Annotated in this window: 13 protein-coding genes; 11 read left to right on the forward strand and 2 right to left on the reverse strand. The window is 66.8% G+C overall.

Going from position 1 to position 16,367, the window contains the following annotated elements; all coding sequences use genetic code 11:
- Nucleotides 1-87 precede the first annotated feature (87 nt).
- From C1A15_RS07560 to C1A15_RS07585, 6 genes are all read left to right on the forward strand, one after another.
- Nucleotides 88-864 carry an ABC transporter ATP-binding protein gene (locus C1A15_RS07560; protein WP_101721990.1) on the forward strand — a complete coding sequence of 259 codons (777 nt, stop codon included), beginning with the start codon at nucleotides 88-90 and terminating at the stop codon, nucleotides 862-864.
- The gene (locus tag C1A15_RS07565; RefSeq protein ID WP_101721991.1) at nucleotides 861-2,033 is read left to right on the forward strand and encodes an ABC transporter permease; all 1,173 of its coding nucleotides are present in this window, start codon (nucleotides 861-863) and stop codon (nucleotides 2,031-2,033) included. The genes C1A15_RS07560 and C1A15_RS07565 overlap by 4 nt, the downstream gene beginning before the upstream one ends.
- A gap of 274 nt (nucleotides 2,034-2,307) precedes the next feature.
- Nucleotides 2,308-3,039, forward strand: coding sequence for an amino acid ABC transporter ATP-binding protein (locus tag C1A15_RS07570; RefSeq protein ID WP_101721992.1), 732 nt, complete (start codon nucleotides 2,308-2,310; stop codon nucleotides 3,037-3,039).
- A gap of 7 nt (nucleotides 3,040-3,046) precedes the next feature.
- Nucleotides 3,047-3,868: a transporter substrate-binding domain-containing protein gene (locus tag C1A15_RS07575; protein WP_101721993.1), complete on the forward strand. Its 822-nt coding sequence runs from the start codon at nucleotides 3,047-3,049 to the stop codon at nucleotides 3,866-3,868.
- Nucleotides 3,861-5,567, forward strand: a complete 1,707-nt coding sequence (locus C1A15_RS07580) for an amino acid ABC transporter permease (RefSeq protein WP_101721994.1) — start codon at nucleotides 3,861-3,863, stop codon at nucleotides 5,565-5,567. The genes C1A15_RS07575 and C1A15_RS07580 overlap by 8 nt, the downstream gene beginning before the upstream one ends.
- A complete protein-coding gene (locus C1A15_RS07585; RefSeq protein WP_101721995.1) occupies nucleotides 5,567-6,229 on the forward strand; it encodes an amino acid ABC transporter permease in 663 nt (220 codons plus the stop codon). The genes C1A15_RS07580 and C1A15_RS07585 overlap by 1 nt, the downstream gene beginning before the upstream one ends.
- A 505-nt stretch (nucleotides 6,230-6,734) precedes the next feature.
- Here the strand turns inward: C1A15_RS07585 and C1A15_RS07590 are convergent.
- A complete protein-coding gene (locus C1A15_RS07590; protein WP_101721996.1) occupies nucleotides 6,735-7,202 on the reverse strand; it encodes a hypothetical protein in 468 nt (155 codons plus the stop codon).
- Nucleotides 7,203-7,464: 262 nt separating this feature from the next.
- On the opposite strand from C1A15_RS07590, the gene C1A15_RS07595 reads away from it, so the two are divergent.
- Both C1A15_RS07595 and C1A15_RS07600 read left to right on the forward strand, forming a co-directional pair.
- Nucleotides 7,465-7,671 (forward strand): helix-turn-helix domain-containing protein, encoded by a 207-nt coding sequence (locus C1A15_RS07595; RefSeq protein WP_101723740.1) that lies wholly within the window; start codon nucleotides 7,465-7,467, stop codon nucleotides 7,669-7,671.
- A 259-nt stretch (nucleotides 7,672-7,930) separates the two neighbouring features.
- Nucleotides 7,931-10,462 carry a DNA topoisomerase I gene (locus C1A15_RS07600; RefSeq protein ID WP_101721997.1) on the forward strand — a complete coding sequence of 844 codons (2,532 nt, stop codon included), beginning with the start codon at nucleotides 7,931-7,933 and terminating at the stop codon, nucleotides 10,460-10,462.
- A gap of 132 nt (nucleotides 10,463-10,594) precedes the next feature.
- Here C1A15_RS07600 and C1A15_RS07605 read toward each other — a convergent pair whose 3' ends face one another.
- On the reverse strand, nucleotides 10,595-10,810 hold the full coding sequence (locus C1A15_RS07605) for a helix-turn-helix domain-containing protein (protein WP_101721998.1): 216 nt from the start codon (nucleotides 10,808-10,810) through the stop codon (nucleotides 10,595-10,597).
- A 337-nt stretch (nucleotides 10,811-11,147) separates the two neighbouring features.
- Here C1A15_RS07605 and C1A15_RS07610 point away from each other — a divergent pair, with 337 nt between their 5' ends.
- The 3 genes from C1A15_RS07610 (at nucleotide 11,148) to mdh (ending at nucleotide 16,264) form a co-directional block, all read left to right on the forward strand.
- Nucleotides 11,148-14,135 carry a leucine-rich repeat protein gene (locus C1A15_RS07610; protein ID WP_146001824.1) on the forward strand — a complete coding sequence of 996 codons (2,988 nt, stop codon included), beginning with the start codon at nucleotides 11,148-11,150 and terminating at the stop codon, nucleotides 14,133-14,135.
- 27 nt (nucleotides 14,136-14,162) lie between these two features.
- Nucleotides 14,163-15,002: an InlB B-repeat-containing protein gene (locus C1A15_RS07615; protein ID WP_180953027.1), complete on the forward strand. Its 840-nt coding sequence runs from the start codon at nucleotides 14,163-14,165 to the stop codon at nucleotides 15,000-15,002.
- Between the two features lie 338 nt (nucleotides 15,003-15,340).
- Entirely contained in the window at nucleotides 15,341-16,264 is a 924-nt protein-coding gene (gene mdh, locus C1A15_RS07620; protein ID WP_101722001.1) for a malate dehydrogenase, read from the forward strand.
- Nucleotides 16,265-16,367 lie beyond the last annotated feature (103 nt).

Raw genomic sequence — 16,367 nt, forward strand, 5'->3', positions numbered from 1 at the left:
ACCGATGGCCCGAATGTGCTTGCCCCCCCCCTCGCTGTTATACTCATGCGGAACCTGTTATCGATTTCGACTCAGAGAGGTGAGCCGATGGAATCAGCCCTGTCCGCACGAGGACTGCGGAAATCGTTCAAGCTTTCCGCCAAGCAACGCAAGCTCGAGCGCACCGATGCGCCCGTGAAGGTCGCGGTGGACGGATTGTCGTTCGACGTGCACCGCGGCGAGATCTACGGGCTGCTCGGCCCGAACGGCGCCGGGAAGACCACGACGCTGCGCATGCTGGCCGCGCTCGTGAAGCCCGACGAGGGCGACGCGTTCGTGGAAGGCGCCTCCGTCGTGTCCGACCCCGCTCGCGTGCGCAGCCTCATCGGCTTCTTGACGAGCGAGCTCAAGCTGGAGGACGTGTTCTCGCCCGACTACCTGTTCGACTTCTTCTCGGAGCTGCACCATGTCGATGCTCCCGTGCGCGACGAGCGCAAGCGCGCGCTGTTCGAGCGGTTCGGCATCGACCGCTTCGCCCAGACGAAGGTGGCCGACCTGTCCACCGGCATGAAGCAGAAGGCGTCGCTGGCCATCTCGCTCGTGCACGACCCGCGGGTCATCATCTTCGACGAGCCCACGAACGGCCTCGACGTGCTCACGGCCAAGACGGTGACCGACTTCCTGTTGGAACTGGCCGCCGAGGGCAGGACGGTGCTCCTGTCCACCCATATCTTCAGCCTCGTAGAGAAGGTATGCGATCGCGTGGGCATCGTCATCGACGGGCGCATGGTGGCCTCGGGCACGCTGCCGGAGGTGGCGGGGGAGCGTTCGCTCGAGGACGCGTTCTTCGACTTGTACGCGGAAACGGCAGGTGAGGCCTCATGAAAAGCAGCGCCTTCGTCATCGCGCGCAAGGAGTTGGCGCGCTTCTTCAGCAACAAGGCCTCGGCGTTCGTGTCCATCGCGCTGCCTGGCCTGCTGATCTTCTTCATGTGGACGTTCATGGGCGACGCCATGGGCGGCATGTTCAATCCCGACGACAGCAAGCGGCCCGTGGTGGCCGTGGTGAACGAGCCGGCCAGCGTCGAGGCGCTCGCCTCCGCCGCGGGCATCGATGTGGTGCCCGAAACCGCGCTGCCCGACGCCGACGAGATGCGCGAGCGCATCGAGCAGGGCGATGTGAAGGCGTTCGCCGCGTTCCCCGACGGGTTCGACGCCGATGTGGCGGCGTACGATCCCGCATCGGGCGCTCCGGCGCCGCAGGTGGAGATCTTCTACAACTCCGCCGACCCCGATTCCAGCCGGGCGCATTCGTCGTTCGCCGCGATGCTGGACGCCTACGAATCGTCGCTGTCGAACCGCTTCGACGTCAACGCGGGCGAGGGAGGCTACGACGTGGCCAAGGAGCGCGACGTCGCGGGCAGCATCGTGGTGTCCATCGTGCCGCTTTTGCTGCTCATCCTCGTGTTCACGAGCGTCATGTCCATCGCCGCAGAATCGGTGGCGGGCGAGAAGGAGCGCGGCACGATGGCGACGCTGTTGGCAACGCCTATCAACCGGCGCGACATCGCGCTGGGCAAGGTGCTGGCCATCACCGCTATCGGCCTGCTCATCGCTGTGTCGAGCGCGCTCGGCATCTTCGCGGGGCTGCCCAGCATCATGCAGGGGGCCGTGGACGTGAACGTGTACGGCCCGACGGACTACCTGCTGCTGGCGCTCGTCATCCTGTCGACGACGCTGCTCGTCGTCATGCTGATCACCATCGTGTCCACCCTGGCCAAGTCGGTGAAAGAGGCCACGATGTACCTGACTCCGCTCATGATCGCGGTCATGCTCGTTGGCATCCTCGGCATGTTCGGCGACGCGAAGGCGGACATCGGGTACTACTTCATCCCCCTGTACAACGCGGTGCAGTGCATGATCGGCATCTTCTCGTTCGATTTCCAACCGATCAACGTGGTCGCTTGCGTGGTCAGCAACCTCGTGTACACCGCCGCGGGCGTGGCGGTGCTGCAGCGCATGTTCGACAGCGAGCGCCTCATGTTCGCCCGCTAGCTCCGGGCGGGATGAGACAGAGGGACGGGGTAATTGTCTCATTTTGCGGGCAAAATGAGACAATTACCCCGTCCCTCTGTCTCATCCCCGTCCCCTGCCTCGGCCGGTTTCGCGCTGAGCGCGACCGATTTCGCTATCGTCAAAGTCTCGTAACCTCCCTGTCATCTGGGAAGATGCCGTGCATGCTAGACTGATCGGTGCATTCCTACATCGACCAGTTGACCGCGGCGCCCCTCGTAGATCGCGGCCGAGAACCATACGGGAGGCGTCAAGCGTGGCTCAAGCGATCACAGTAACGGATATTCGGAAGAACTTCGGCGCGGTCGAGGCGCTCAAAGGCGTGTCGCTCGACGTTGCCGAGGGCGAGAAGGTCGTCGTCATCGGGCCGTCCGGTTCGGGCAAGAGCGTGCTCATCCGCTGCATCAACGGCTTGGAGGTGCCCGACTCGGGTTCCGTGGTGGTCGAGGGCATGAACCTGTCCGACCGCAAGGTGAACTCCCGCGCGCTCGCCCGCGACGTGGCCATGGTGTTTCAGAGCTACAACCTCTACCCCCACAAGACCGTGCTGGAGAACGTGACGCTCGCTCCCATCAAGGTGCTGAAGGTGCCGCGCGACCAGGCCGAGCGGGACGGGCGCGCCTACCTCGAGCGCGTGGGGCTCGTCGACAAGATGGACAAGTACCCCGACCAGCTCTCCGGCGGCCAGCAGCAGCGCGTGGCCATCGCCCGCGCCCTCAACATGCACCCCAAGATCATGCTGCTCGACGAGCCCACGAGCGCGCTCGACCCCGAGATGGTGCAGGAGGTGCTCGACGTCATCAAGTCGCTGGCCGAGACGAACATGACCATCGTAATGGTCACCCACGAGATGGGCCTGGCGCGCGAGGCGGCCGATAAAGTGGTGTTCATGGAGAACGGCCTCGTGGTGGACCAGGGCACGCCGCACTACCTGTTCGACGAAACCGACAACGCTCGCGTCAAGAGCTTCCTGTCGAAGATCTTGTAGGCGCGCCATGATCACGAGAAGGACATTCATCCGCACGTCGGCGCTGGCCGCGGCGACGCTCGCGCTCGGAGGGACGGCGGGCGCCCTCGTCGGCTGCGCCGCCGACCCGAACGTGTTGCGCGTGGGCACGAAGATCGACGTGCCCGGCTTCGGCTTCCAGAACCCCGAGACGGGCAACATCGAGGGCATGGAAGTGGACATCGCGCGCGAGTTGGCGAAGCGCATCAAGGGCAGCCCCGACGCGCTCAAGGTGACCGGCGTGAACGTCACCACGCGCGGCGCGATGCTCGACAACGGCACGCTCGATGCGACGCTGGCCACCTTCACCATCACCGAGGCGCGCAAGAAGAGCTACAACTTCTCGCGCCCGTACTACACCGACCACATCGGGGTGCTCGTGAAGAAGTCGTCGGGGATCGTCGATCTGGCGGGCCTGGACGGCAAGACCGTGGGCGTGGCGCTGTCGGCCACGACGCGCGACAAGCTGACCGCCGCCGGCGACGAGATCGGCATCCACATGAACTTCGCCGAGTACTCGACGTATCCCGAGATCAAGATCGCGCTGGTCACCGGCCGCGTCGACGCGTTCTCGGTGGACCGTTCCATCCTCAACGGCTACGTGGACGACTCCACCATGCTGCTGGACGCGCAGTTCGCGCCCCAGGAGTACGGCGTGGCCACGAAGAAGTCGAACACCGAGCTTGCCGACCAGGTGGACGCCGCCATCGCCGGCATGGCCGATGACGGCACGCTCGCCGCGCTCCAGCAGCGGTGGGGGCTGTCCACCGAGAAGCCCGGCGAGGGCGAGGGAGGCGCGTCCCATGCTTGATATCTTCGCGCCCTACAAATGGGAGGCGCTGTTCGAGCGCTGGCCCGACATCCTGGCCGCGTTCGGCACCACGGTGGGCATCTCGGTGCTGGCGCTGGTCATCGCGCTGGCGCTGGGCATCGTGTTCGGCGTGCTGTCGGTATCGCGCATCCCCGTGCTGCGCGGCATCACCCGCGTGTACGTCGAGGTTGTGCAGAACGTGCCGTTGCTGCTGCAGGTGTTCGTGTTCTACGCCATCTTCCCCTTGCTCGGCCTGTCGCTGGCCGCGTTCTGGATCGGGGTCCTGGCCATCGGCATCTACCACGGCGGCTACATCTCCGAGGTGGTGCGCTCCGGCATCGGCTCCATCCACCGCGGGCAGTTCGAGGCGGCGAAGAGCCAGGGCTTCTCGTACTGGCAGTCGATGTTCGTGATCATATTGCCCCAGGCCATCCGCATCATCATGCCGCCATTGGCCGTGCAGGCCGCGAACCTCGTGAAGAACACGTCGGTGCTCGCGCTCATCGCGGGCGGCGAGCTCATGTACTTCTCGAACTCGTTCGCGGGGGCGACGAGCTACTACGGCCCGGTGTACGTGGTTGCGGCGCTGCTGTACTTCGTCATCTGCTTCCCGCTGTCGCGCCTGGCGCTGTACCTCGAGCGCCGCACGCGCTCTCATAGGCACCTGGCCACCGGCGACGCCACCGAGGCGCTGTCCGAGGACACGATGGAGGTCACGCCGGGCACGCACGACATCACGGGCCGGGCGGCGGCGGACACGATGGCCGGCGGCGTGCAGACCATGTACGGCACGGTGGACATCGCGCCGGCGCGCGTGGCGCCCTCGCCGCGCCACCCGCTGCACGCGCTCGCCGAGGACGCGCTCGAGCCGGGCGTGGCGCCGGAGGATCCGTACGACCAGACCTTCACCGGTAACCAGGCTGCCGAGATCGCCGACGAGATCGGGCGCGAGATCGCGCAGGAGATCGCCGAGCAGTGCGGCGACGACGAGGCGTGCGCCGCTCGCATCATGCGCACGAAGTCGGGGCGCGTGAAGGCGCACCGTCGCCTCGAGCGCCGGGTCGCCGCGCGCCGCGGCGTCGAGGGTGCGCGCGGGTCGGGGGCGGCGATGCCCACGACGCCCGACGCCGCCGCCGAGGGCGCGCGCGACGGGCGGGCGCGCCATCGCTCGCCCGAGGCCGACGACGCGCTCGCCTCGCGGGCCGAGACGGTGACGAGCGACCGTATCACGAGCGACGTGCGACGTCGCGTTGACGAAAGCGCGCAGGCCCAGGCCGCGCGCGACCGGGTCCGCGACCGCGCGGAGCTGGGAGAGGAGGCTTTCTTGGATAACGACTACCTGCCGGGCGAGCTGGAGCAGCCCGATGAGCGCATCGCCCAGGTGCGCGCGCCGCACGACGAAGCCGATTTCGACGCCGAGGCCGAGGACGCCGCGGAGCGCGAAAGCCGCCGCGAGCGCCGCGAGGAGCATCGCGCAAAACGTCGAGAGCGACGCGAGGCGCGCGAGCGGGCCGACGAGACCGGCGGTCCTCAGACCGTGCAGCCCGACGACGTGCGCCTCGACGAGGAGGCGGACGAAGCGCTCGAGGACGCCGAGGAGGCGGCCGAGATCGACGAGCGCTCCATGGACGTGGAGCGCAGCGAGCTCGCCGCGGGCGAAGAGGCCGCCACGACCGACGACGGGCGGAAGGATCGCTGATGAGCGACATCGCCGCCCTGTTCACGTGGGTCAACATGCGCTTCCTGTTGCAGGGGCTCGGCATGACGCTGCTCATTTCCGCCCTGGCCATCCTCTGCTCGGTGGTGCTCGGCACGGTCATCTCGGTCATGCGCACGTCGAACGTCCGCGTGCTGCGGGGCATCGCCACGGTGTACATCGAGATATTCAAGAACACGCCGCTCCTGCTGTGGATCATGTTCACGTTCTTCGTGGCCCAGCTACCGCCCATCGGGGCAGCCGTGCTGGCGTTCACGCTGTTCACGAGCGCGAGCGTGGCCGAGATCGTGCGCGGAGGCCTGGCCAGCGTGCCGCACGGCCAGTACGAGGCCGCCAAGTCGCAGGGGTTCTCCGCGGTGCAGACCTACGCGGTGATCATCCTGCCGCAGGCGCTGCGCAACATGGTGCCCGCGCTGCTGTCGCAGTTCGTAACCACCATCAAGGACACGAGCTACCTCTGGGGCGCCATGGCGCTGCAGGAGCTCATGGGTCGCGGCATGATCCTCATGAACAGCTACAACTCCACTGTGCAGATCTTCGCCATCTTCGGCATCATGGCGCTCATCTACTTCATCGTGTGCTTCACGCTGTCGCAGATCGTGCGCGCCTACCAGCGCAGGCTGAAGGAAGCCCGCACGGCGTAGAAGGGGATGCGGGCGCGTTTCCCTGTTATCTCCGAATGCCGCGCGAAGTCGAAGGGCGCCGTACGGCTTTATCCGGCTGGAGCCCCGTCTGACGGAGGCTCGCCGACCGGGCCCGTGTTGGGACCCTGTCCGCCGGAGGCTCGCCGATCGGACCGGTGTCGGAGCCTCGCCCGCCGGAGGCTCGCCGATCAGCCCCGCGTCAGCCCCGTCCGCTGGGGCCTCGCCGACCGGAGTTCCTCCATGTGACAGTGAAGAAGGGCCGATCTGCGGCAAAATCGGGTTTTTGGCAGTGCGGAAACGCGTTTCTCGCGGAGGCGGTGAGGCGACCAGGCATTTTGCCGACGGCTTGATGGTCGGGTGCTTTCTCTCGGCGTTCAAAACGGGAAAACGCTGCCAAAAATCCGATTTTGCCGCAGATCGTCCCCTGAAAAGCGCGCGAAAGAGAACCTGGGTCGCGCGGCGAGCCGCTCAGTTCCGCGGCGCGCCGCTTGCTGGGTCGTCGACGCTACTGCACGTAGGCGAGGTAGGGAAGGTAGTCCTGCGCGCTTTCGGGCACGGCGAGCGTGATCGTCTGGCCGTAGGCTTCGACGGAAATGTAGCCAGGGTCGTCGTAGGTGGTGATGGTGCCGTTCACGCCGGCGGCGCTGCCGTCGATGGTGCCGGTGGGCGTGGCGGAGGAAGGCAGCGAGGCGGCTTGCCACTCGTCGATGTTGAGCTGCTCGATGGCTTGATCCACCTGGCTCTCGCTGAGGCCCGTTGCGGCGACGATGCTCGCCTTGTTGTCCTCGAGGGCGCTCTTGGCCTTGTCCTTGAGGCCGGCGGCGTCGATGGCGGCGTTCGCGGCGGCCGCTTTCGCGTCGTTCGCGAGGTCGCTCGCGGGGCCCGCGTCGGCGCCCGAAAGGGCGAACACGCCCACGATGCCGACGATGATGAGGGCGATCAGCCCGAGGAACACGCCCAGAACTCGTTTCATGGCATACCTCCCGTTTGTCGGCCCGACGGGCCGTGCGTTCGGCGGGACGCCGCCGCTGCTTCGTTCGTGGTGCGGCGAGATTTCAGCGGTGCGGCGATTCGGCGGCTCATCCCTTGTCTTCAAGGGTACCCGACATACGGCCGCTTCACAAAACGCCCCCAGCATCTTCAACGCACGGTGACGAAATCCCCATCCGATTTCCGGAAGTCGCGGCGTGCCGTCGCGCCGCTGCGGCGTGACGTGGAGCCTGCGTGGGATCCGCATGCGCCTCGCGCACTATGACGTTGTCGATGCCATTATCGCGGCGCGCGCCGAAGAGAACCTCACCCAGCGTGAGCTGGCGCAGCGGTGCGGCATGAAGCAAAGCGCGTTCGCGCGCCTGGAATCCGGCAACGCCAACCCCACGATCGAAACGCTTCAGCGCGTGGCCGAAGGCCTCGGCAAGAAGCTCAGGATCAGCTTCGTCTAGCGCGGCTCCTCGGGCGCGGATCGCCTTGTGCGGCTTTCCGACGGCCTCGTCGCGTGCGGCGCTCTTGTTTTTCGCCAGCTTGGCAATTTTTCGCCCTCCCCGCGAGAAATCGTGTATGCTAACACCTGCTGCGCCCGGACGGCGCGGCGAACGCGCGCCTGCAAGCGCGCCCATCCCCGCACACGTTAATAAATAGGTGGGGCAACCGTGTGAATGAAAGGCTGCGGGAGGCGGCCGGAACAGGACAGGAGGGAACCGCGTGAAGCTGGTGGTAACCGAGAAGAACGACGCGGCTCAGAAGATCGCCGATTTGCTCGGCGTCAAGAAACCCAAGGCGGACAAGGTGTACTCGACGCCGGTGTACCGTTTCGACGTCGACGGGGAGGAATGGGTGACCATCGGCCTGCGCGGCCACATCCTCGAGCCCGACTTCGCGCCGACGATGGTGTACAAGAAGCGCGGCGGATGGCAGGGCGTCACCGAGGAGGGCGAGACGCTCCCGGCCGAGCTGCCCGCGACGCTGCCGAAGCCCCCGTTCAAAAAGAAGAAGCCCTTCACCGAGGACGGCGTGGAGCTTAAGTCCTGGAAGATGGACGCGCTGCCGTACCTCGTGTACGCCCCCATCAACAAGCTGCCGAAGGAGAAGGAGATCATTCGCTCGCTGAAGAACCTCGCGAAGAAGGCCGACTCGGTCATCATCGCGACCGACTTCGACCGCGAGGGCGAGCTCATCGGAAGCGACGCGCTCAGCTGCATCCAGGAAGTGAATCCCACGGCCCCCGTGTCGCGCGCCCGCTACTCGGCGTTCACGAAAGAGGAGATCACTCACGCGTTCGACAACCTCGTCGAGCTCGACACGAACCTCGCCTCCGCCGGCGCCTCGCGCCAGGACATCGACCTCATCTGGGGCGCGGTGCTCACGCGCTACCTGACGCTCGTGAAGTTCGCCGGCTACGGCAACGTGCGCTCGTCGGGCCGCGTGCAGACGCCCACGCTCGCCCTCATCGTGGCGCGCGAGCGCGAGCGCCTCGCGTTCATCCCGGAAGACTACTGGGTGATCCGCGGCGCGTTCGGCACCGATCCCGACGCTTTCGAAGCCCCGCACGCCACGGCCCGCTTCAAGGCCGAGGCCGAGGCGAACGCGGTCATGGCGCACGTGGAGGGCGTGACGAGCGCGACCGTGTCGTCGGTGGAGAAGAAGAAGCGCACGGTGCAGCCGCCCGCGCCGTTCAACACCACGTCGCTCATGGCGGCGGCATCGGCCGAGGGCCTGAGCCCCGCGCGCACCATGCGCATCGCCGAGAGCCTGTACATGGACGGCTACATCTCCTACCCCCGTGTGGACAACACCGTGTACCCGAGCTCGCTCGATCTCGCCGACACGGTGAAGGCCATCTCCGGCAACCCCGCCTACGCGCCGTACTGCAAGGAGCTGCTGGCGAAGGGCAAGCTCACGGCCACGCGCGGCAAGAAGGAGACGACGGACCACCCGCCCATCTACCCGACGGCCAAGGCCACGCCCGACGACCTGGCGCCCGCCGACTACAAGCTGTACAACCTCATCGCGCGCCGCTTCCTGGCGACGCTGTCCGAGGCGGCCGTCATCGAGGGCACGAAGGTTACCCTCGACGTGAACGCCGAGCCGTTCGTGGCGAAGGGCGACGTGCTGGTGAAGCAGGGCTACCGCGCCATCTACCCCTACGGCCTCAAGAAGGACGAGCAGCTGCCCGCGCTGTCCGAAGGCGATACGATCGCGTTCGGCGGCGCCACCTGCACGAAGAAGCAGACCGAGCCGCCCGCGCGCTACAGCCAGGGCAAGCTCATCCAGGAGATGGAAAAGCTGGGCCTCGGCACGAAGTCCACGCGCCACTCCATCATCGAGCGCCTCTACGCGGTGAAGTACTGCATGAACGACCCCATCGAGCCCAGCCAGCTGGGCATGGCCGTGTGCGACGCCCTCGACAAGTTCGCGCCGCACATCACGCACCCCGAGATGACGGCCGAGCTCGAGGAGGAGATGGACAACATCGCCGAGGGCCGCACGACGAAAACGCAGGTGGTGGACACGAGCCGCAACCTCCTGTCCGAGCAGCTGGCAAGCCTGCTGCCGCATTCCGAGGAGGTCAAGGAAGCCCTGGCCGACGCCGTGGCCGCCGACGCCTACGTGGGGCCGTGCCCGAAGTGCGGCAAGGATCTGCAGCTGCGCGCGTCGCAGAAGACCCGCAGCATGTTCATCGGCTGCTCCGGCTGGCCCGACTGCGACGTGACCTATCCGCTGCCGAAGGGCAAGGTGGAGGCCGTTCCCGAGCCGTGCCCCACCTGCGGCATGCCGCAGGTGAAGGTGACCGCGTTCCGATCCAAGCCGCGCACCATCTGCATCGACCCGCATTGCGCCACGAACCAGGAGCCCGACGTGGTGGTGGGCGAGTGCCCGGCCTGCAAGGAGAAGGGCATCCAGGCGAAGCTGATCGCGCAGAAGAACCCGCGCACGCTCAAGCGCTTCATCCGCTGCGAGAACTACGACGACTGCGGCACGGGCTACCCGCTGCCCCAGTACGGCGCGCTCACGGCCACCGAGGAGGTGTGCGAGCATTGCGGCGCGCCCATGGTGATCGTCACCACCGCGCGCGGCCCGTGGAAGCTGTGCCCCAACTTCGACTGCCCCGGCAAGGAGCAGAAGGAGGACGCGAAGGACGCCAAGGGCGCGAAGGGGGCCGTCGCGAAGAAGCCGGCGGCGAAGAAGGCGCCTGCCAAGAAAGCCCCGGCGAAGAAGGCTGCGGCGAAGAAGTAGCGAACCGTCTTGGATGCGGTGAACTGGTTGACGATGCCGGCAGGGAAAGACCCGCCGGCATCGTTCGTTTTCGCGCGGGGGATCGGCGGGCGGGAGGTCGGCAGACCGGAGTGCTCTCGAGCGTTTGCGGGGCTAATGCTCGAGAGGCATGAGCAGCTGGTACGCCTCTATGCCGAGCGGCTCGGCGATCTTTTGCAGGTTCAACGTGGACACGTTGATGCGGCGCTGCTCGATGCCCCCGATATAGGTGCGGTGAAGGCCCGTCTTGTTCGCAAGCTGTTCTTGCGAGAGACCGGCCTTCTTTCGGTAGTGCCGTAGATTGGTCGAAAGCGTCAGCAGGATATCCATTAACCTTCATCTCAGATAGCGGCGGATGCCCGTAGTTCCTGACGACAAGTTTCAAATAACTCATAATATAAATCGACAGAATATATATAGCTTTACATTGCCGAAGATGCCGTTATAATCAGCATAATGACTATGATATATAGCATTTTGCAGAGAGAGGCGTGAAGAACATATGCGGCATGGCAACCAAATTCGCAACTCCGGAAGAGCCGTCTGCGCTTTCGCATGCGCATGCTTGCTTGCGCTGGGCGCGTCCGTCGGGGCCGTAGCTGAGGCGTCCTGCGCGTTCGCGGCCGAGGGCGTCGAGACGGCTTCAAGCGGGGATGAGCCTGCGGTCGTGCCGTCCTCTCAAGCGGCCGCGAGCGTGCCGCTCTCCCAAGACCCCAAGCCCGCCGTCGGCGAGATGCGCGCCGACGGCCTCGTGTTCCGCGTGCAGCCCGACGGCGCGTCCGCCGCGCTCGTCGGCTGGTACGGCGAGGCGCTCCCCGCCGACGTCGTGATCCCCGCGCGCGTGTCGAGCGGCGGCGACCCCTACGAGGTGCGGGCGATCGGCCTAGCCGACGACGAGGGGCGCTGCGGGCCCCTGCTTAAAGGCTCCGAGATCGAGTCGCTCTCGATCCCCGCGACCGTCTCCGAGATCGCCGACGGCGCTCTCGCCGGCTGCGATTCCCTGTCCCGCATCGCCGTCTCTCACGAGAACGAAGCCTACTCCTCCTTCGACGGCATGCTGTTCTCGAAGGACCTCTCAAGCCTCCTGCTCGTTCCCGAGGGCAAGGAGGGCGCTGCCCGCATCCCCGACCAGACGGCGACTGTCCCTGCCTCGGCATTTTCCCGGTGCCAGAGGCTCCAAGCCGTCCAGGCCGGGGAGGGCTGCGCCGCGTGCTCCTCGCGGAACGGTATCCTGTATTCCAAGGACATGAAGGCGCTCGTCGCGTGCCCGCCCGGCGCGGGCGGGGCCGTCGTCGTCCCGGAGGGCGTCGAGTCCGTCGCCCCCGGCGCGTTCGCGGGCTGCTCCGTGGACTCGATCGCGGTTCTCGGCGAAGTGAATTCCATCGCCCCCGACGCGTTCGACGAGGCCGCGAAGTCGGCCGTCGTCGCGCTGCCGGAAGGCTCCGACCGCGGGGTCTGGGAGGCCGCGGGCTTCTCGCGGTTCGCCGAGCCGGCGAGCCCCGGCGACACGGCCGAGCCCGAACCTGCCGGCCCCGACGCGCCAGAAGGCGAGGATCCCGGCTCCCCGCGGGCCGGGCTCTCCTTCGAGGTGCTTGGCGACTACACGCTGGCCGCCTCCTGGGCCGGAGGCGAGGCCCCCGCGACGATCGAGGTCCCCGCCGCCGCCGAGGTCGGGGGCGCGTCCTACCGCGTGAGCGCCGTCGCCCCCGCGGGCTTCTCGAACCTGGCGACCCTCGAGTCCGTCGTCCTCCCGGCGGGCCTCTCGACGATCGGCGACGCCGCCTTCGCGGGCTGCTCGAGCCTCTCCTCCGTCAACGTCCCCGACGGCGTCTCCTCGATCGGCGAGCGCGCCTTCGAGGCGACGGCGCTGACGGAGGCGTGGCTCCCTGAAAGCGTCGAGGCGGTGGGCCCGCGCGCGTTCGCGTCGTGCGCCTCCTTGGCCCGCGTGGTCGCGCTCGGGACCCCCGACGTCGCCGCGGACGCCCTCGCCGAGTGCTCGGGCGTCTCGGTCTACTGCCCGTCGGGCTCCGAGGGCGCCTGGAACCCCGGCCTTCCCGCCGCGGGCAACCGCGTGCTCCCGTACGCCGCGACGCTCTCTGCCGAGCCGCTGGCCCTGGCCGCCGGCGAGACCGCCGACCTGCTGGAGGGAGGCGGGCTGCTCGCCCCCGAGCCCGTGGAGGCGTCCTACTCCTACCCGGCCAAGCCGCTTTCCGTCGACGCCGACGGCTCGGTCGCCGGCAAGTCCGAGGGCGCGGCCGACGTGGCCGTGTCGCTCTCCCTCGACGGCGTCGAGCTCGCCCGCGCCTCGCGCCCGGTCGAGGTCGCCCCCGGCGAGGCCGGCGCCGTTCCCGAGCCCGCGGTCGTCAGCGAGGACCGCCCGCTCCTTCCGTCCGCCTACCTCGCCGGCGAGCGCGCCGCGGCGGCCCCCATCAGCGTCACCGCGCCGGTCGCCGTCACCTTCGGCGACGGCAACGGCTACGACGTGGCGAACCCCGCCGACAGCGTGACGTCGAGCGCCAGCTTCAAGAACAACGGCGACTATCAGGTTCGGCTCGCGAGCGTGTCTTGCGCCGACGCAGGCGCCGGATCGGTTCTCGACGCGAAACAAGGCGCACCGGCCCTGGAGTCCCAAGACCTGTTCTCCATCGCGCCAACATCTGATCCCTCAAAGTCGGTGTCGTTCGGCCTGACCGACACTGGCGTCGTCCCTACCGATAAAGCGGCTTTCGCCGCCGATCCCGGAAGCACGCTCGTGTGCTCCTTCGGCTTGGACCTTGCAAATGCCCAGATCGAAAGCTCGGCCGCCGACCATGGCATGACCGTGAAGCCGCTGGCGACGGTGACTTGCACGTTCGAGCTTGTTCCCGGGCAGGGCAAGGAGAGCGACTCCTTCTACCTCAAGGACGTCGACAAGGACCTGACGTACAGCCTCGTCGAGGTGAAATCGCATGCTGAGGACATCTCCGCGAAAGGCGAAAGCTCCGAGTGGTACCGTCAATACGAGGGCTACATCGCCGACGAATCCGCATACGAATGCTGGACGACGTGGGACGGCACCCCCTACGAGGTGCGCGTCATCGGCATCAACCACGACGTAAAGTCGGACGGAACCGGAAAGGCCGGCCTCACGTTCCAGTTCAAGAATCTTCTGAACGATGAGCACAGCATGAAGCCCGTAAACATCAGCGCTGGCGGCTGGGGCTCTAGCGATCTTCGAAAGAGCATGAACGAGGGCGTCATTTGGAAATCGGTTCCAAGCGACCTGAGTGAGGCGATCGAGGCCGTGCAAAAGGGGTACGGGATCGAGAGAAATCAGACGTCTCCCGATGTCGAATATTCTCCCGACAAACTTTTCGTCGCCAGCTACTTCGAGCTCACGGGGACAGTTCAGGGCCGTTGGCTTTCGAAAGAATGGCTGTCTCGCGAAGGTTCGCAATACGAATACTGGAAGGGAAAGGTCGAGAACGGACTTGGCGAAAACCCCAGACTCGTCAAGGGGTTCCAGAATACGCCGGGCGTCCCGAACCTCTGGTGGGAGCGTTCGATATACCCTGACACGGACACCCATTTCTTCCGCGTCATAACGGACGGCAATCCTAGCAACAATGGAAGCGCAAGCGCTCCCGGCGGCGTGTGCCCCTGCTTCTGCCTCTGATCGGCGATGGAAAGGAAGGCGGAAAGCATGCAACGCAACAGAGCAGGGATCAGGCTTCGCTGGGTCGGGCATGCGGCGGCGGTCTGCGTCCTGGCGGCCTCGCTCGCGCTGTCGGGCACGGCCTTCGCAGGCTCCATGCAGCTCGGTCTGCGCGTGTGGGACTCTTCGCAGGGCCAGGGCTCGGAAGATGGAGGCCAGCCGGGAGCGACGCTGCTCGGCATTCGGGTGACGGACTCGTCGAGCTCGGCTCCGCTGACCGTGCGGGTATCGTTCGACCCCTGCAACGGTTCGGCTGTGTCGATGCGGGAGGTTCCTTACAACTCGCCTGCGTCCGAGCCCGGCATCCCGGTACGCGACGGGTATTCTTTCCTCGGCTGGTTCGATGCTCCCTCAGGCGGGTTGCTCTACGATTTCTCTTCGCCGGCGACATCCGACGTCGTGCTCTACGCCCAGTGGGCGCTGAGGGTGTCCTGCGACGTGCCCGCAACCGCCGTCGTCGCGATCGACGCTTCGGGGGACGCAACGGGCCAGGTTCTGCCCTTCGTGTCTGGATCCGTGGCTCCCATCGAGGTGAGCGCCGTCAAGAGCGCAAGGCTCGCAGGAGCGGAGTCCGTCTTCTCCGACCCGGCAACCCTCGTCGGCGTCCGCATGACCCTCGAGCCGCCCGCCTCCGCGGGCTCGGCCGTGCAGGTCCCGCTCGAGACCTCGGCGGACGGCCAGCCCGCGGGTTTCGTCGTCCCCGCCAAGGGCACCCTCGCGGTGTCGTTCGGTCTGTCGCTCCCGGCGAATGCGAAGCTCTCTTTCGTCGAATCCTCCGCTGAGATCTGCCGGCTCAGCTACGTGATCGGCGCGGCGCCGTCGAGTTGACGGGCCGGGCGATTCCTTCCCGCGTGCGGAAGCCTTTCGTGTTGGCAGAGATCGAACGATATGAACGATTTTCCGGCATGTTTTTCGTCTTCGGTCGGGAAAGCACCAGGTCGCTAAAAGTTAGCTTTGGCTATTATCGTTCATAACGTTCGATCTCTGCCACGGAGGCTGCAAGGCCTCAAGTTGTACGTCTTGCGGCCCCCCGTATGGGTGCCTAAGGGCGTCGGCTCGCGCGCGACGTGCCGTTTCGCTGGAGATACGCGGCTCGCCTTCGCGCTTGGCCGCCCCAAGCGCTACAATGCAGGGCGCAGAACCTGACATCGAAGGAGAGCTATCACATGCCCAAGGTAACCATCGTCGGCGCCGGCAACGTCGGTGCCACCGCCGCCCACATCATCGCATCCAAGAACCTGGCCGACGTCGTGCTCATCGACGTGGCCGAGGGCCTGCCCCAGGGCAAGGCGCTCGACATGATGCACATGCGCAGCGTCGAGCAGTTCACGGTCAAGGTGACCGGCACCAACGACTATGCCGATACGCGCGACTCCGACGTGGTGGTCATCACCGCCGGCATCGCCCGCAAGCCCGGCATGACCCGCGAGGACCTGCTCGGCGTGAACGCCGGCATCATGAAGTCGGTGATCGGCCAGGCCATGGAGGCGTCCCCGAACGCCGTGTTCATCTGCGTGACGAACCCGCTCGACGTCATGACCACGCTGGCGTTCCGCGAGTCGGGCCTGCCGGCGAACCGCCTCATGGGCATGGGCGGCGTGCTGGACTCCTCGCGCCTCGCGTTCGCGGTGTGCGAGCAGCTGGGCTGCCCGCCGGCGTCGGTGACGGCTTGGGCCGTGGGCGCGCACGGCGAGGGCATGGTGTGCTGGCCGCGCTTCACCACGGTCGACGGCACCCCCATCACCGAGCTCATGGACGAGTCGGCGGTGGCCAGCGTGGTGCAGCGCTGCGTGAAGGGCGGCGCCGAAGTGGTGGCCTTCCTCAAGACCGGCAGCGCCTACTACGCTCCCGGCGCATCCATCGCGAAGATGGTGGAAGCCATCCTCACCGACTCGCACGAGGTCATGAGCGTGTGCGCGCACATCGACGGCCAGTACGGCATCGACGACCTCTACATGAACGTGCCGGTGCGCCTCGGCAAGAACGGCGTCGAGGAGGTCGTGGAGTTCGACCTGAACGACGACGAGCTGGCAGCCCTGCGCGCCAGCGCCGACAGCGTCCGCGCCGGGCTGGCTAACCTGCCGGAGTAAGCGCGGCGGAGCGAGGGCGGGCCCCTGCGCCCGCCTGCATCGAAATCAATGCATCTTCGCTCCGAAAACACGCCACAGCCGCTGTGGCGTGTTTTCGGAGCGA

This window comes from Eggerthella timonensis (genome assembly GCF_900184265.1).
Taxonomy (GTDB): domain Bacteria; phylum Actinomycetota; class Coriobacteriia; order Coriobacteriales; family Eggerthellaceae; genus Eggerthella; species Eggerthella timonensis.

What these genes read in the sequence shown, in the direction of transcription:
- C1A15_RS07560 (WP_101721990.1), top strand. Translation starts at nt 88, where the DNA reads ATGGAATCAGCCCTGTCCGCACGAGGACTGCGGAAATCGTTCAAGCTT.
- C1A15_RS07565 (WP_101721991.1), top strand. Translation starts at nt 861, where the DNA reads ATGAAAAGCAGCGCCTTCGTCATCGCGCGCAAGGAGTTGGCGCGCTTC.
- C1A15_RS07575 (WP_101721993.1), top strand. Translation starts at nt 3,047, where the DNA reads ATGATCACGAGAAGGACATTCATCCGCACGTCGGCGCTGGCCGCGGCG.
- C1A15_RS07580 (WP_101721994.1), top strand. Translation starts at nt 3,861, where the DNA reads ATGCTTGATATCTTCGCGCCCTACAAATGGGAGGCGCTGTTCGAGCGC.
- C1A15_RS07585 (WP_101721995.1), top strand. Translation starts at nt 5,567, where the DNA reads ATGAGCGACATCGCCGCCCTGTTCACGTGGGTCAACATGCGCTTCCTG.
- C1A15_RS07590 (WP_101721996.1), bottom strand. Translation starts at nt 7,202, where the DNA reads ATGAAACGAGTTCTGGGCGTGTTCCTCGGGCTGATCGCCCTCATCATC.
- C1A15_RS07595 (WP_101723740.1), top strand. Translation starts at nt 7,465, where the DNA reads ATGCGCCTCGCGCACTATGACGTTGTCGATGCCATTATCGCGGCGCGC.
- C1A15_RS07605 (WP_101721998.1), bottom strand. Translation starts at nt 10,810, where the DNA reads ATGGATATCCTGCTGACGCTTTCGACCAATCTACGGCACTACCGAAAG.
- C1A15_RS07615 (WP_180953027.1), top strand. Translation starts at nt 14,163, where the DNA reads ATGCAACGCAACAGAGCAGGGATCAGGCTTCGCTGGGTCGGGCATGCG.
- mdh (WP_101722001.1), top strand. Translation starts at nt 15,341, where the DNA reads ATGCCCAAGGTAACCATCGTCGGCGCCGGCAACGTCGGTGCCACCGCC.